This is a genomic window from Thermosynechococcus sp. (assembly GCF_025999095.1).
Taxonomy (GTDB): Bacteria; Cyanobacteriota; Cyanobacteriia; order Thermosynechococcales; family Thermosynechococcaceae; genus Thermosynechococcus.
Map to the genome: position 1 here is coordinate 2,289,806 of NZ_AP024678.1, position 15,222 is coordinate 2,305,027.

The 15,222-nt window shown below is 54.5% G+C and carries 13 protein-coding genes; 8 read left to right on the top strand and 5 right to left on the bottom strand.

Features of this window, described 5'->3' with window-relative positions; genetic code table 11:
- Positions 1 to 43: 43 nt before the first annotated feature.
- The 4 genes from Q0W94_RS11260 to Q0W94_RS11275 all read left to right on the top strand — a co-directional run bounded on the left by Q0W94_RS11260 (position 44) and on the right by Q0W94_RS11275 (position 4,445).
- A complete protein-coding gene (locus Q0W94_RS11260) occupies positions 44 to 316 on the top strand; it encodes a hypothetical protein (protein ID WP_297759156.1) in 273 nt (90 codons plus the stop codon).
- Positions 317 to 535: 219 nt separating this feature from the next.
- Positions 536 to 1,795, top strand: coding sequence for a M48 family metallopeptidase (locus Q0W94_RS11265; RefSeq protein WP_297759159.1), 1,260 nt, complete (start codon positions 536 to 538; stop codon positions 1,793 to 1,795).
- 35 nt (positions 1,796 to 1,830) lie between these two features.
- Positions 1,831 to 3,258, top strand: a complete 1,428-nt coding sequence (locus Q0W94_RS11270; protein ID WP_297759162.1) for a YdiU family protein — start codon at positions 1,831 to 1,833, stop codon at positions 3,256 to 3,258.
- Positions 3,255 to 4,445 carry a lipid-A-disaccharide synthase-related protein gene (locus tag Q0W94_RS11275; protein WP_297759165.1) on the top strand — a complete coding sequence of 397 codons (1,191 nt, stop codon included), beginning with the start codon at positions 3,255 to 3,257 and terminating at the stop codon, positions 4,443 to 4,445. The genes Q0W94_RS11270 and Q0W94_RS11275 overlap by 4 nt, the downstream gene beginning before the upstream one ends.
- Positions 4,446 to 4,527: 82 nt before the next feature.
- Here the strand turns inward: Q0W94_RS11275 and psbC are convergent, their stop codons facing one another.
- Both psbC and psbD read right to left on the bottom strand, forming a co-directional pair.
- Complete coding sequence (psbC, locus tag Q0W94_RS11280) at positions 4,528 to 5,913, bottom strand: photosystem II reaction center protein CP43 (RefSeq protein WP_297759167.1); 1,386 nt, start codon at positions 5,911 to 5,913, stop codon at positions 4,528 to 4,530.
- Positions 5,897 to 6,955 carry a photosystem II D2 protein (photosystem q(a) protein) gene (gene psbD / locus Q0W94_RS11285; RefSeq protein ID WP_024124638.1) on the bottom strand — a complete coding sequence of 353 codons (1,059 nt, stop codon included), beginning with the start codon at positions 6,953 to 6,955 and terminating at the stop codon, positions 5,897 to 5,899. Before psbD ends, psbC begins: the two co-directional genes overlap by 17 nt.
- Positions 6,956 to 7,490: 535 nt before the next feature.
- Between psbD and rbfA the strand changes: the two genes are divergently transcribed.
- Entirely contained in the window at positions 7,491 to 7,880 is a 390-nt protein-coding gene (gene rbfA, locus Q0W94_RS11290; RefSeq protein ID WP_297759170.1) for a 30S ribosome-binding factor RbfA, read from the top strand.
- Here the strand turns inward: rbfA and Q0W94_RS11295 are convergent.
- The 3 genes from Q0W94_RS11295 to Q0W94_RS11305 all read right to left on the bottom strand — a co-directional run bounded on the left by Q0W94_RS11295 (position 7,877) and on the right by Q0W94_RS11305 (position 10,089).
- Entirely contained in the window at positions 7,877 to 8,764 is an 888-nt protein-coding gene (locus Q0W94_RS11295; RefSeq protein WP_297759173.1) for a sulfite exporter TauE/SafE family protein, read from the bottom strand. The two genes, rbfA and Q0W94_RS11295, sit on opposite strands and share 4 nt — an antisense overlap.
- 3 nt (positions 8,765 to 8,767) lie before the next feature.
- Entirely contained in the window at positions 8,768 to 9,310 is a 543-nt protein-coding gene (locus tag Q0W94_RS11300; RefSeq protein ID WP_297759176.1) for a rhodanese-like domain-containing protein, read from the bottom strand.
- Positions 9,311 to 9,390: 80 nt separating this feature from the next.
- A complete protein-coding gene (locus Q0W94_RS11305; RefSeq protein ID WP_297759179.1) occupies positions 9,391 to 10,089 on the bottom strand; it encodes an MBL fold metallo-hydrolase in 699 nt (232 codons plus the stop codon).
- Between the two features lie 200 nt (positions 10,090 to 10,289).
- Here Q0W94_RS11305 and Q0W94_RS11310 point away from each other — a divergent pair, with 200 nt between their 5' ends.
- Genes Q0W94_RS11310 through Q0W94_RS11320 form a run of 3 tightly spaced genes read left to right on the top strand, consistent with a single transcriptional unit; the run spans position 10,290 to position 15,103 of the window.
- Entirely contained in the window at positions 10,290 to 11,753 is a 1,464-nt protein-coding gene (locus Q0W94_RS11310; protein WP_297759182.1) for an FAD-linked oxidase C-terminal domain-containing protein, read from the top strand.
- Positions 11,753 to 12,769: a cobalamin biosynthesis protein CobW gene (gene cobW / locus Q0W94_RS11315; protein WP_297759233.1), complete on the top strand. Its 1,017-nt coding sequence runs from the start codon at positions 11,753 to 11,755 to the stop codon at positions 12,767 to 12,769. The genes Q0W94_RS11310 and cobW overlap by 1 nt, the downstream gene beginning before the upstream one ends.
- 6 nt (positions 12,770 to 12,775) lie before the next feature.
- Positions 12,776 to 15,103, top strand: a complete 2,328-nt coding sequence (locus Q0W94_RS11320) for an NAD-binding protein (RefSeq protein WP_297759236.1) — start codon at positions 12,776 to 12,778, stop codon at positions 15,101 to 15,103.
- Positions 15,104 to 15,222 lie beyond the last annotated feature (119 nt).

Sequence of the window (15,222 nt, forward strand, 5' to 3'; positions counted from 1 at the left end):
AGTGATTAAACTATAAACAATCAGGTGGCTTGAGGACGGTGTGATGGTGAAAGATGGGTTACGCTACTGGCCGCTGGGTATGGCTTTTCTTTTAGGAGTGGGTCTTGAACCCGTCAGAGCGGCGGAGAGGTCCCTACCCCCAACTGGTCTAGCAGAAGAGGCGTTGATTGCTCTCATTGAAGCGGCCCCCCTTGCCCAAGCTCGCCTGCCACAATCTGAAGGCTCTGCTATCGATCTATTGCCGCTGCCACCCCAGCCCGCCGCAGAAGTTGCCCCCCCTCAGAGAATCTGCCGCTTCCCTGCCGACGACCATTGAGGTCAAGGTTGATTCGTTACCTTCTGCTGTCGAACCCTCACCGACAACGACTGACTTCGCCGGAATTCTCCAGAGGCCCTCACAACACCGCAACTAACAGCAGAGCAGGCAGCACAGGAGGCGCGTTTAGCACTTCTACGGGAGGGCGATCGCTACTGGCAATTAGGCGACCTGACCACCGCCCAAACCTACTACCAAAAGGCCAAAGCTGACCTGAATGTGCCACCACCCCGTGTCGCACCTCCCGCTGTACTGGAAATTAGTCAACTGCCCCCGGCAGCCCAAGTCTATTGGCGAGAAGTTCAGTCTGGCTCCCGACTTTACACTGCCCAGGCTGTACCGCTACAGCTGCTGGTGGAGCAATTTCCGGAGTTTATTCCTGCTCAAGTGCGGTTTGCTGAGTTTCTGGCTCAGCAGGGTTCCCTCAAAGAGGCCTATGCCCATCTAGAGAAGGCCGCCAGTCTCTATCCCGACCAGCCAGACATTCAACGCAGCCTGATTGCGCTCTACGATCGCCAGCAGCAGTGGCTGGAAGCAGCGCTTGCCGCCCAGCGGTTTGCCCTCCTGAATCCTGATCATCCTGCTACACCGGAATTTGAGCAACTGGCCGCAGAGCGCATGCAACGGTTCCGGCGCCGTCTTCAAGGGCAATTGCGCGAAGGCATGGTTGTGGGTGCCCTCACCGGCCTAGTCGGTGTCGCCCTCACGGGCAATCCCCTGCTGTCTTTGAACTCGATTCAAATGATGACCTTGATGATGCAAGGGGAGTCTGCCCTAGGCCGCTCAGCGGCGCGGCATATTAGCCGCCAAGTCAAGCTCCTTGAGGATGCGGAAGTACAGACCTATGTCAATGAAGTCGGGCAGCGCCTTGCCAAAGTGGCCGGTCGCAATGAATTTGAGTATGAATTTTTTGTGATAAAAGACAATGATCTCAACGCCTTTGCCCTTCCCGGCGGCAAGATCTTTATCAACTCTGGTGCAATTCTCAAAGCGAATACCGAAGCGGAACTTGCAGGATTACTTGCCCACGAAATTGCCCATACAGTCCTCTCCCACGGTTTTCGCTTGATGAGCCAAGGCACGGCCACTGCCAACTTGACGCGGTTATTACCCGCTGGTGGCTATGTGACAGGGATTCTCGTAACTAGCTATAGTCGTGAAATGGAGCGAGAGGCGGATATTTTGGGCACACAGATTCTTGCCAGGGCAGGCTATGCTGCTGATGGCCTACTTAACCTAATGCACACCCTCAAACAGGAATACCGCCATCAGGAGCCACCGCTACCGTGGTTTTCCACGCACCCCCCTACTAATGAGCGCATTCGCTATATTCGTGGTTTGATGGGCGATCGCGGGTACACCCCCTTTGCCTTTGAGGGAGTCGAACGGCACCAAGGAATTCAAGCGCACTTGCGTGCCCTTGTGGATCCCCCCAATCCCCCAAAATCCAAACGGGAAACTCCCAGGACACCCCAATAGCTCAGTCCGCTCTGCACGTTTTGAATATGTTTTGAATGTCTCAACACCGTTTTCAAGCCCTTGAGTATGAGCCTGCCTTTCTTTCCCTAGGGGAAGAGTACTGGGACGAGGTACAACCAGCAACATTTCCGCAGCATATCCTGCGTTTTCGCAATGATACTCTCTTACCCTTGATGGGCTTGGATGCCGCTGAAGTAACCGATGCCGATTTTATTGCCGCCTTTGGCCAGTTTCAGGGGCGAGAACCCTTTTTGGCGATGCGTTACCACGGCTATCAGTTTGGGGAATATAACCCCCGTTTAGGAGATGGTCGCGGGTTTCTCTATGGCCAGTTTCGCGGTGTGGATGGTCAACTGTATGACCTTGGCACAAAGGGTTCTGGCACCACACCCTATTCGCGAGGGGGGGATGGTCGCCTTACATTAAAAGGGGGTGTCCGCGAAGTTTTGGCCAGTGAACTGCTGCATCGCTTGGGGGTGCGTACCTTTCGCAGTCTCAGTTTAGTGGAAACGAGGGAATCCCTGTGGCGAGGGGATGAGCCATCGCCGACACGATCGAGTGTCTTGGTGCGCCTGGGGCGCTCCCATATCCGCTTTGGTACCTTTGAGCGGCTCCACTATCTGCGGCGACCAGATTTGATTCGACGGTTGCTCGACCACGTCATTGACTACTACTATCCCCATTTGCTAGAGATCCCAGACCCCAAGGAACGGGATTGTGCTTTCTATCGTGAACTGGTGGCACGCACAGCGGATCTGGCGGCACAGTGGTTGGTGGCGGGCTTTTGCCATGGTGTTTTGAACACCGATAATATGGCGATCACGGGTGAAAGTTTTGACTATGGTCCCTATGTTTTTTTGGAACGGTATGATTTAGGATTTACGGCAGCCTCCTTTGACTACTATGGCCGATATGCCTATGGCAATCAACCGGCAATTTGTGCTTGGAATCTGGAGAAACTGCAAATTCCGCTGTCTTGGGTCATTCCCCTTGAGGAAATGGCAACAGCTCTGAAAACCTTTGGCGATCGCTGTCAAACCACCTATTTGAAACTGATGCTCAAACGCCTCGGTTGGGCAGATCTTCCCCTAGAGCTTGGCCGTTCCCTCGTAGCGCAGACCCAAGCTTTCCTCAGTCGCAGCATCATCAGTTATCCTCAATTCTTTATCAGCTTGCGGCAGGAATTTTCCCCAGAGTGGGCTGCCGATGTGGGTCATCTCTTTTCGGGCAGCCCAACCCTGACACCAGCAGATCAGAAATTGCTAGAGGCTTGGAAAAGATGCTACTTTGAGCTATTGCAGCAGGCAACTCCACCACAGCGGGCAGCAATTCCCCAGACCTTACGGGCAGCCAACCCCCTTGTCATCCTCACTCGTCCCCACATCGAACAGATTTGGCAAGCCATTGATCAGGAGGATGATTGGTCGCGATTTACGGCAACTCTTGAGCTAATGCAGGCATGAAGCGACTCCTTTGCCTTAGTAATGGTCACGGTGAGGACGCGATCGCCAGTATCACTTTACAAGCCCTGAAAGAGCGTTGCCCAGATGTAGATCTAATGGCGTTGCCCTTGGTGGGCTTAGGGTCTGCCTATACTCGGCTCGGTATTCCGCTCTTGCACCCAGGAAAAGTGCTGCCCTCCGGTGGATTTATCTACATGGATTTACGGCATTTATGGCGGGATCTCAAGGCTGGTCTGCTGGGACTTTTAGGATCGCAGATTCGCACCATCCAAGCTTGGCAGCAGTTGGGAGGGCATCTTTTGGCGGTGGGGGATATTGTGCCATTGTTGCTGGCCTATGGCAGTGGCGGCACCTACAGTTTTATTGGCACTGCCAAGTCTGACTATTACCTTTGGGATGGGACAGGGCGCCCCTATGGTTGGGGAATGGGTTGGGCAGGCAGTGACTATCTTCCCTGGGAACGGTGGTTGTGGCGATCGCCCCGCTGTCGCGGCATTTTTATTCGCGATGAGTTAACCGCCAAAGGGTTGCGGCAATTGGGTTACACGGTTCACTACTGTGGCAATCCAATGATGGACTTAGTGATGCCCCCCCCTGAGCAATCCCCCTTTACCACTAAAACTATTGTGCTGCTGCCGGGGTCTCGTGCCCCCGAGGCCTACCGCAATTGGCAACACATTCTAGGGGTACTGACACCCCATCACGATCAGCCCCTGACATGTCTTGCCGCCGTCAGTCCCAGCCTTGATTTACAGCTTCTTGAGCAGAGTCTGGAGGGTTGGCAACCGATAGCCAGTCCATTACCCAAGACCACCGCATGGCGGTTGGGTCAGCAACAACTGATCTTAAGTTCACACCACTTTCGGGAATTTCTGCATTGGGCAGAAGGGGCAATTGCCCTTGCCGGCACCGCAACCGAGCAGTGTGTGGGCCTCGGCAAGCCGGTGGTGACATTTGCCGGTGAAGGCCCCCAATTTACCCGTCGTTTTGCCCGCCGTCAAAAACGCCTACTGGGGGAGTCCATCTTTTTTCTGGATGATCCCCTAGAAGCCCTCCCTACCCTCTGGAGTATTTGGCGAGATTCTGAGTTACTAGCTCGAATTGCCGCTAACGGTGTCGAGCGTATGGGGCGTCCAGGAGCGAGCGATCGCATTGCTGCCCGCCTGCTAGAAATACTCAATGGTTGAGTCTTCATAAAAATCTTCATAAAAAAGACTCCCATCGCTTAATGGGAGCCAAGAAGTTCTGAATGAGAATCCGTAAGTTGCCCTAATCTAGGCTAGGCATCGAGAGCACGGGTTCAGATTCACGGTCAATCCCCTTCTCAAAGCCAGCCGCCGCCGCCCGGGCACGCCCCGCATGCCATAGGTGACCCACCAAGAAGAAGAAGGCCAAGACAAAATGCGAGGTTGCTAGCCAAGAGCGGGGAGACACGAAGTTCACCGAGTTAATTTCGGTGGCCACACCGCCCACAGAGTTGAGAGAACCTAAGGGAGCGTGGGTCATGTACTCAGCGGCACGACGTTCCTGCCAAGGCTGAATATCGTTTTTGATCTTGTTCAGGTCAAGACCATTGGGACCACGCAGGGGCTCCAGCCAAGGACCACGGAAATCCCAAAAGCGCATCGTTTCACCACCGAAGATGATTTCGCCAGTGGGAGAGCGCATCAGGTATTTCCCAAGGCCCGTGGGACCTTGAGCCGAGGCAACATTGGCCCCCAGTTTTTGGTCGCGGATCAAGAAGGTCATTGCCTGAGCCTGAGAGGCCTCCGGGCCCGTAGGACCATAGAATTCACTGGGATAGACCGTGTTGTTGAACCAGACAAAGCAGGTGGCAATGAAGCCCATCATGGAGAGGGCACCTAAGCTATAGGAAAGATAGGCTTCCCCAGACCAGATGAAGGCACGGCGTGCCCAACCAAAGGGGGTTGTCAGGATGTGCCAGATACCACCGGCAATGCAGATCAGACCGATCCAAATGTGACCACCGACAACATCCTCAAGGTTATTGACGCTGACGATCCAGCCCTCACCACCAAAGGGAGACTTCAGCAGATAGCCAAAGATGACCCTCGGGTCAAGGGTGGGGTTGGTAATGACGCGGACATCGCCACCACCGGGTGCCCAGGTGTCATAGAGACCACCAAAGAACATGGCTTTAGCCACCAGCAATAGAGCACCAATACCAAGGACGATCAGGTGGAAACCAAGGATCGTCGTCATTTTGTTTTTATCTTTCCAGTCGTAGCCAAAGAAAGAGGAGTATTCCTCAAGGGTTTCAGGGCCACGAATCGCATGGTAAACCCCACCAAAGCCGAGAACAGCAGAGGAAATCAGGTGTACCACTCCAACCACAAAGAAGGGAAAGGTGTCCACGACTTCACCACCAGGGCCAACACCCCAGCCAAGGGTGGCAATGTGGGGGATGAGAATTAGCCCTTGCTCGTACATTGGCTTCTCGGGAATGAAGTGAGCCAACTCGAACAGAGTCATGGCACCGGCCCAGAAAACAATCAGGCCAGCGTGGGCGACGTGGGCACCCAAGAGTTTGCCGGAGAGGTTAATCAGACGAGCATTACCGGCCCACCACGCGAAACCGGAGGATTCTTGGTCGCGATTGGTGGCAAAAATCGAATTACTAGAGAGCGTTACCACGGGGGAGTACCTCTTCTGGGAAGACAAAGTTTTCATGGGGTTGGTCTTGGGGGGCCATCCAAGCACGGATGCCCTCATTCAACAGCAGGTTCTTCGTGTAGAACGTCTCAAACTCAGGGTCTTCCGCGGCCCGAATCTCCTGCGAAATGAAGTCATAGGACCGCAGGTTCAACGCTAGACCCACCACGCCAATCGCACTCATCCACAGCCCCGTCACCGGCACAAACAACATGAAAAAGTGCAACCAGCGCTTGTTCGAGAAGGCAATGCCAAAAATTTGGCTCCAGAACCGGTTTGCCGTCACCATCGAGTAGGTCTCTTCCGCCTGGGTCGGGCTAAAGGCTCGGAAGGTGCTGGCACTCTCTCCATCTTGGAAGAGGGTATTTTCCACCGTGGCGCCGTGGATGGCACACAACAGGGCACCCCCCAGCACACCGGCTACCCCCATCATGTGGAAGGGGTTCAAGGTCCAGTTGTGGAACCCTTGGAAAAATAGCAGGAAACGGAAGATGGCGGCAACCCCAAAGCTGGGGGCAAAAAACCAGCTGGATTGCCCCAGGGGATAGATCAAAAAGACGCTGACAAAGACGGCAATGGGGGCGCTGAAGGCAATGGCGTTGTAGGGACGGATGCCCACCAAGCGAGCAATTTCAAACTGCCGCAGCATGAACCCAATCAGACCAAAGGCGCCGTGCAGGGCAATAAAGGTCCACAGACCGCCCAGTTGACACCAGCGGGTGAAGTCCCCTTGGGCTTCGGGGCCCCACAGCAGGAGCAGGGAGTGCCCCATGCTGTTGGCGGGGGTGGAAACGGCAACGGTGAGGAAGTTGCACCCTTCCAGGTAGCTGGAGGCCAGGCCATGGGTGTACCAGGAGGTGACAAAGGTGGTCCCGGTCAGCCAGCCCCCCAGCGCCAGGTAGGCGCAGGGGAAAAGCAGGATGCCTGACCAGCCGACAAAGACAAATCTGTCCCGTTTGAGCCAGTCGTCGAGGATGTCAAACCATCCCCGTTCCGCTGGCGCTCGTCCAATCGCGATCGTCATGGAATTAAATCCTCTTGCAGATATAGATGCCAGATTTAGAACCTTACAGTTGCTGGTAGGGCGTTATCAGCTCCTTAAAAACTTAGGAGCGATCGCTCCAGCATCCTGTTAATTTGGCTTCATAAATAAGAAACCCCTCCCTCGCTAAGGCTTGAGCTAGTAGGTAGTTTTACCTAGTTGCTGTTGGCGCTTACCAAGGGTAGGTTAAGCTTCCCATCAGCATTTACTGTGGGAGAGCTATATTAACGTGATAGCGGAATTCTTACGAAATATCAAGGTGATTGTTGCCTAGCTTCTCAGGGTTCTCATTTTTGAGCAGGGGTCGCAACTTAGCAAGACAGCAGAAAATTGAGGCTTCAACCTGAACAGAACGCCAGCAGGAAATGTTAAGTATTGTAACACTGCTGGCAGTGGTTACTGCTCCAGAGGTCTTGGGCGATCGCCCCCAAGCCAGAAACAGAGGCATAGCTATCTTGATAAAATTAGGAGAGGTGCAGGATAGTCTTTGCCAACAAGCGAGAAAAGGAGGCCCGCCATGGCGACCGAACGACGGGTGGCACGGGTAGCAGAATTAATCAAACGGGAAGTCAGCCAGTTGTTAATGTACGAAATCCGCGATGAGCGCGTGGGGGCGGGCTTGGTCAGTGTCACCGATGTGGAGGTTTCCGGTGATTTGCAGCACGCCAAGATTTTCGTCAGCATCTACAGCACGGATGAGGTGCGGCGCGCAACGATGGCAGGACTGAAGGCAGCTTCAGGCTTTGTGCGGCGGGAATTGGGGCAGCGCATCCGCCTGCGGCGGACACCCGAGGTGGTGTTTGTTGAGGATCGATCCCTTGAACGGGGCAGTCGCGTTCTTTCGCTGCTCAATCAGCTCAATCAAATTGAACAACAGCAGGATGCCTCAGAAGCCCCAGAACCCTAAGTCTGGCTTCGTCTTGGGGGAACGGATGCCCTAAGGTCGTGCCTCGGCAGCAGGGTGGAGCTTTTGCTGCGCTGAGGGGGTGCCAGTAGGGTTTTCAGGATCACGAAAAGAGCAATGCCAATTAAGAAGTAACCAAAGCCCTGCTGAAGTCGCTTGGCGGAAATGCGGTGACTAAGGTAGCTCCCCATTACCGAACCGCTGGTCGCTGCGAGAGTGAGCGTCAGGGTCAAGCGCGGATCTAAAGTCACAGTGCCCAGATAGCCCCAAACTGCTGCTATAGAATTGGCAGCAATAATTAACAGCGAGGTACCAATCGCCTGCCGCATCGGAATTTTTCCCAAGAGGACAAGGGCAGGAACGATGGCAAACCCCCCACCAACCCCCACCAACCCCGTCAAAACACCGACACCTAGGCCCTCGGTGGGTAGCCACAGCCAACAGTACTTACATACTGGGGGGGCATAAAGCTGGCTTTCAAGGGAACTTTCCGGCGGGGTGAGTTCAGGGGCAGGGGGATGTTTTTGCCGCCGAATCATTAAAACAGCCGCTACCATCATGGCAACGCCAAAGAGTAGGAGTTGCACCGTATCGGTAATCCAGGGCAAGGCCGCCAGGCGTGCTCCCAGGTAAGCACCCACCATGGTTGCCGAGCCAAAAATCAGAGTTAGACGCAGGTTGACGTAGCCGCGCCGCCACTGGGGGATCACCGCCAATAAGCTGACGCTGCCGACAATCACAAGCGTCATCGGAATCGCGACTTTGGTTTCAATGCCCATGACATAGACCAGTACTGGCAGGGCAAGGACGGAGCCGCCGCCCCCCAATAGACCCAGGCTCAAACCAATGGCGATCGCCAGACCATGCCCCAGCCAGTAGCTCAGCATGGGCTATTTCACCTGGGGGCGATTGAAGGGCAGCAGGGCCAACAGCCGCCCTAGGGCACAGGTTCCCGTGACACCGGCAAAGACCAGGCCGGCCCCCACAAAGCCCGACAGGAACAAGAACCCTGGGTTAACGGCAAAGCCAAGAATCACACCAGTGAGAATCAGGCTGCCGGCAACAATTTGCACCTGCCGCATCAGGCTGATGGGAGCACTCACAGCACCCTTGACCGGATAGCCCGCCTGTTTCCAGCGTTGAATGCCTCCCTCAAGGTTTTTGAGATTTTTCAACCCCCGCTGAGCAAGGGTTTCGTAAGCCATGCGCGATCGCCGGCCCGATTCACAGTAGAGCACCACAGGGGTGTCAGAGCTACAGGGGGGTTCAAGTTCCTTGACATTCGCCAAGGGACACAGCAGCGCCCCCGGAATATGGGCATTGTTGTATTCGCTGGGCTCACGCACATCAATTAGCAGTACCTGTTGTCGCTGCAGGGCATCGTGGAGTTCAGCCGCAGAAATGAGAGGAGACTCCGTCGTTGTTGTAGTCATCGTCGTTGGTTCTCGTCGTTGGTTCTCAAATAGTTACTCAGGGTTAGCTAACAAGACAGGGGCAATCAGGGATCAAGGAGCTAGACGGCAGTGGCAACCATGCCACACTGTTGGTTAGCGGGCACCGCTTCCATGATTTTCTTAGGATCGGGCAAGTTCAGGTTGGCCATGAATTCAATGAACTGCTGGCGATCGCGACCGACAAAGCGAGGATTAAAACGTTTTTCCTCACCGATGGTGGAAACAGTGTGACCGCGATAGTCATGGCCGGGGTAAACCAATGTCGTATCCGGTAGCGTAAAGAGCCGCTGTGTTACCGCATCATACATCGCACCCGCATCACCACTTTGGAAGTCAGTGCGCCCACAGCCCCGGATAAAGAGAGAATCCCCCGTCAGCAGATGGGTGCCATTCACCAAAAAGGCCATGTGGCTATCGGTGTGCCCCAAGGTGGCGATCGCCTGAATCGGGATGCTGCCGACGTGAATCACTTCGCCGTCTTTGATAAAACCATCGGCGCAGTCCACGCGAGCATTGTCGGGCACAAGGGTCTTGCAGCCCGTGCGTTCGCGGACTTTGCCCGCCCCGGTAATGTGGTCAGCGTGGACATGGGTTTCTAGGCAGTAGCGTAATTTGAGACCCAATTCCTGAATCAACCGCACATCGCGATCCACCTGTTCAAGGACGCTATCCACTAAGGCAGCGTCACCCGTAGCTTCATCGGCAATTAGGTAAGAATAGGTCCAAGTGTCGTAGTCAAAGAGTTGGCGAAACAGCATAGCGGACTCCTTTAGGGGGTAAAGCGTGGGGAAACTCCCTCAGCCTGAAGATTAAACTTAAAACGGTTACCATTTCAGCTTAGTTGTTCTAAGAATAATTTTATAACTATTCAGTAAACAAATGTCAAATCCCCCCTCTCCCCATGTTTCTAAGGGGAAGCCAATTTAGGATAAAAGAAGGCAGTTTCAGAGCACTGGGGATGTCCACACTACAGCAAATTACCCCTTGGCAGCGCATTAGCGAGGAATTAACTGCGATTGTCGGCAAAGACAGCCTCATTCAGAATCCCGCAGAAGCCCTCGTCTACGAGTGCGATGGACTTTCTATGTATCGGCAGCGGCCAAAGCTGGTCGTGCTTCCCCAAACCACCGCCCAGGTCTCGGCGATCCTCAAAGTCTGCGATCGCTACCGCATTCCCTTTGTGGCCCGCGGGTCAGGGACGGGGCTATCCGGGGGTGCGTTGCCCCACACGGAGGGGATTCTCATTGTCACGTCCCGCATGAACCAGATTTTAGAGATTGATCTAGCCAACCAGCAGGTGGTGGTGCAGCCGGGAGTAATCAATGCATGGGTTACCCAAGCCGTTGCCGATCACGGCTTTTACTATGCTCCGGATCCTTCAAGTCAAATTATTTGCTCCATTGGTGGCAATGTGGCCGAAAACTCCGGCGGTGTCCATTGCCTGAAGTATGGCGTTACCACAAATCATGTACTGGGACTCACAGTGGTTTTGCCCAATGGACAGATTGTTGAACTTGGTGGCCCTGCTCCAGAAATGCCCGGCTACGATCTGATGGGGGTTTTTGTCGGGTCTGAGGGCACTCTCGGTATTGCCACAGAAATTCGGCTGCGGCTTCTCAAGCAGGCGGAGGCGATCGCTGTGCTACTGGCAGACTTCACCACGATTGAAGCGGCCGGGGAAACCGTTTCTGCGATTATTCGAGGGGGAATCATTCCTGCGGGCATGGAAATTATGGACAACCTCAGTATCAACGCCGTTGAGGATGTGGTGGCCACCAACTGTTACCCCCGTGATGCCGGTGCCGTATTGCTGGTGGAAGTTGATGGTCTTGAAGCAGAGGTGCCTATTTTGCAGGAGCGTGTCAGGCGCATTTGCTATGAACAGGGGGCACGCCATGTGAGAGTTGCCACCGCAGCTGAAGATCGCCTCCGCCTTTGGAAGGGTCGCAAAGCCGCCTTTGCCGCTGCCGGTCGCCTCAGTCCTAATTATTTTGTCCAAGATGGGGTCATTCCCCGCAGTCAACTGGCCACCGTCCTCAAGGAAATTGAACAACTGAGCCGCCGCAGTGGTTATCGCATTGCCAATGTCTTTCATGCGGGGGATGGCAACCTGCATCCTTTGATTCTCTACGATCAATCGGTGCCCGGTGCACTTGCGGCAGTGGAGGCCCTAGGGGGCGAAATCCTCAGGCTCTGTGTGCGCTTGGGGGGCAGTATTTCTGGGGAACATGGCATTGGTAGTGATAAAGCCTGCTTTATGGGCGAAATGTTCAGCCCAGCGGATTTAGAGACAATGCAACAAGTGCGGGCTGCCTTTGATCCCAAACGGCTGGCCAACCCCGAAAAAATCTTTCCGACACCGCGCACCTGTGGCGAAGCAGCTCATCAACTCAAAGACTTTCCTAACATTGAGGCATTTTAATGAGTGCAAAAATTCCAGTGACGATTATTACCGGTTTTCTCGGCAGCGGTAAGACAACCCTCATTCGGCACTTACTTCAGAATGCAGCGGGCAGGCGCATTGCTGTAATTGTGAATGAGTTTGGCGATGTCGGTATTGATGGCGAGTTGTTACAGGCCTGTTGCGATCGCCCAGCGGGCATCTGGGAACTCACCAATGGCTGTCTGTGTTGTACAGTGCAGGAGGAATTCTTGCCAACGATGCAGAGCCTCTTGGCGCGGCGGCCGGAGATTGATCACATTGTCATTGAAACGTCGGGACTGGCATTGCCCAAGCCCTTAGTCATGGCCTTTCGCTGGCCGCAGGTGTGCCATGCCACAACCGTTGATGGCGTCGTGACTGTGGTGGATGGTGTTGCCTTGGCAGCAGGTCAAGTGAGTGCAGATTTAGAGGCACTCTTTGCCCAGAAAGATGCAGATCCCAATTTACAGCATGAGGACACCCCCCTTGAGGAGCTCTTTAACGATCAACTGGCCTGTGCCGATTTAGTTATCCTCAGCAAAACCGATCAACTGACCCCCGATCAGGTACAGCAATGCCTCAGGAAGCTTCGCCAGCAACTGCCGGCCCGGATTAAGCTCCTGGCAGCTCAGCAAGGAGAGGTGCCCGCAGATCTTTTGCTGGGATTTAATGCCGCAGTGGAAGAACACCTGGGGCAGCGACCGAGTCACCATGATTTTGAGGAGGAGCACGACCACGATGAAGAAATTCAAGCGCTTTGCTTAGAGATAGACATGTGCGATCTTCAGCGCCTCCGACAATTTCTGGAGCGTTTGCTCCAAATACCAGATATTTACCGCATCAAAGGGTTTGCGGCTATTGCTGGCAAGCCCATGCGACTGGTGGTACAAGGGGTGGGGCAGCGACTAGACTTGTACTACGATCGCCCGTGGCAAGCGGCAGAGGTCCGTCAAACTCGCCTCGTGGTCATTGGTCGTCAGTTGGATCAAAAGGAGTTGCTATCCCATTTGGGCTAGGAGGATATGGCTAGCCTAAAAGAGGTTATTGACCGCCAGCTGCGCCAACTATTGGGTAGCAGTGCAACCTGGTTCATTGATGTTGGCGATCGCTACCTCAGCATCTGGGTTGAATCCACCAACCTTGATCTCCATCGCCTAGCCACTTGGGGTAAGACCTTCTGGCAGCAGTGGCAGCGGGGTAGTTTCCTACTCTTTGCGGCAGAACCCTATCAGCCTTTTCCCTATTGGTGGAAAGTGTGGTCTGTTGTCTCGGCCATACCGCAGGCGACTCCGATAGGGGAAACCGGTGCCAGCGATCGCTTTATCATCTGTGGCTTGGGTAGTTTAGGTCAGTTTTGTATCCAAAGCTTGCATCGCTTTGCCGGTGAGCATCTGAGGCTTCAGATCTGTGCCGTTGAACGCCAGGCCAACATTGAGTGGGACATTCCCCAGTTGACGGCGTTGCTCAGTGAACCTGTGATCATCGGTGATTGTCGGCAGGAGGCGGTTCTTAAAGCCGCTGGTATTGACCGCTGCCGCACGCTCCTGGCGGTGACGAGTGATGAGGCCACCAATATTGCCACGGCGATTGTGGCTCGGCGCTTAAATCCAAGTGTCCACCTCGTGGTGCGCTCTAGTCGTGATAATCTCAACGCCCTCCTCAAGAAAAAATTGGGAAACTTTATGGCACTCAATCCCACAGAACTGCCGGCACCGGCCTTTGCCCTTGCAGCCCTTGAGGAGAATATCCTTGCTGTGTTTACGATTGAGGGGCAACAGTTTCGGGTATTGCAACAAACCATCACTGCTGATAGTCCCCTAGTGGGTATGTCGGCCCACCGCTGGCAGCGCCGCCATCAACGCCTGATTAGTATTCGCGACTGCCATTCCCAGCCCTCGATCTTCCAGCCGACTCGCCCCCACCGTCTCTTTAACCATTGGCCCTCAGATTGGCGCTTTCAGGCGGGCGATCGCCCCATTTGGATTGAACGGGTAGAGAGGGTAACCCCATCGCCAATCTCAGAGCCCCATCCGCTTCAGCAGCTACTTCAGTGGGTACGGCAACTGCCTGAGCAGGTACAGCGATTTTGGCAGTGGATCCAGAGCGATCGCTCCCGCGAATTGATCTTCAATGGCCTTTGGATTGGCAGTAGTCTGTGGCTGTTGACTGCTATCCTGCTGCGTTACAACGTCCCCGCGCTAACGTGGCAGAAGGCCTTTGCTGCCGGGTTTATTCTCTTGCTGGGGGGCTTTGGTGATGTCTTTGGCGGGCTAGACAACGATCCGGTTCCTCCTTGGCTGTTGGTGGTCTGTATTTTGGTGGCGATCGTTAGTCTCCTCTTTATTGTCGGCATCTTGGGACTTTTGGCGGAAAAACTGCTGCAAGCGCGGTTTGACTTTCTTAAAAAACGTCCTCCTTTGCCCACGGCCGATCACGTGATTGTGGTTGGGCTAGATCGCATTGGTCAGCAGGTAGTGCAGCTGCTACGGGCCTGCCGTCAACCCCTTGTGCTCCTGGTGGACAACCCAGAGCAGACCCAGCTTTTTGAAGACTTGCCGATGCTCCTTGGCAACATTCCAGAAAAGCTTCCCCAAGCCCATCTGGAAACCGCCAAAAGTGTGGTTCTCACCACTGCCGATGAAATGTTGAACCTAGAGGCAGCCTTAATCGCCCGCCAAGCCACAGAGCAGCGCGAGCCTCCCATTGGGTTGGTCATTGGCATCTACAATCCTACCCTCACCAACGATCTGCGAGATCTCCTCCCCCGCGCCCGGCCACTCTGTGCCTATGCCCTTGCTGCCGAAGCCTTTGCTGGTGCTGCCTTTGGGGAAACGGTGTTGGGTTTGTTTCAAATTGATCAGCAGACGGTACTGATTGCCGACTACACCGTTACCGCCGGCGATACCCTTGAGGGCAAGTTGATTGGGGAAGTGGCCTATGGTTATGCCGTCATCCCTATTTTCTACGATCGCCACGAGCAGTTTCTGGGCGGTGAAACCCGTCATCAGTTCTTGCCCAGTGACACGCTGCAACTGACGGCGGGCGATCGCCTGATTGTTTTAGCGACGATTGATGGCCTACGGCGCATTGAACAGGGCAAAATGGCGCCCCGGCGTCTCTGGCGGCTTTGGGTCGGTCATCCCCGCATCGCGGAAGCGGCCCTAGAAATTGGGAATCTGATCACCAAGATCACGGGTCTGCCCCTGCTGCAATCGCGCACCTTTATTCAGCAACTGCCTGCGGCAATCACCCTTGAACTCTATGAACCCCAAGCCTTTCGCCTCGGTCAACAACTACAAGCCCTCGCCCCGGTGCGCCTGTTTCCCTTGGCAGATCAGGAAAAGGGTTAGGTGAAACTCGGCCTCACCGATAGCTCTGCATGATCGCAGAGATCGCAGAGATGGAAAGATTGAATAAATTGATTTTATCATTATGACATAGAGTACTGGTCTAATTATTTCGGTCCATC

Coding starts and splice junctions, on each gene's coding strand:
- Q0W94_RS11260 (WP_297759156.1), top strand. CDS start 44: ATGGTGAAAGATGGGTTACGCTACTGGCCGCTGGGTATGGCTTTTCTT.
- Q0W94_RS11270 (WP_297759162.1), top strand. CDS start 1,831: ATGTCTCAACACCGTTTTCAAGCCCTTGAGTATGAGCCTGCCTTTCTT.
- Q0W94_RS11275 (WP_297759165.1), top strand. CDS start 3,255: ATGAAGCGACTCCTTTGCCTTAGTAATGGTCACGGTGAGGACGCGATC.
- psbD (WP_024124638.1), bottom strand. CDS start 6,955: ATGACGATCGCGATTGGACGAGCGCCAGCGGAACGGGGATGGTTTGAC.
- rbfA (WP_297759170.1), top strand. CDS start 7,491: ATGGCGACCGAACGACGGGTGGCACGGGTAGCAGAATTAATCAAACGG.
- Q0W94_RS11295 (WP_297759173.1), bottom strand. CDS start 8,764: ATGCTGAGCTACTGGCTGGGGCATGGTCTGGCGATCGCCATTGGTTTG.
- Q0W94_RS11300 (WP_297759176.1), bottom strand. CDS start 9,310: ATGACTACAACAACGACGGAGTCTCCTCTCATTTCTGCGGCTGAACTC.
- Q0W94_RS11305 (WP_297759179.1), bottom strand. CDS start 10,089: ATGCTGTTTCGCCAACTCTTTGACTACGACACTTGGACCTATTCTTAC.
- Q0W94_RS11310 (WP_297759182.1), top strand. CDS start 10,290: ATGTCCACACTACAGCAAATTACCCCTTGGCAGCGCATTAGCGAGGAA.
- cobW (WP_297759233.1), top strand. CDS start 11,753: ATGAGTGCAAAAATTCCAGTGACGATTATTACCGGTTTTCTCGGCAGC.
- Q0W94_RS11320 (WP_297759236.1), top strand. CDS start 12,776: ATGGCTAGCCTAAAAGAGGTTATTGACCGCCAGCTGCGCCAACTATTG.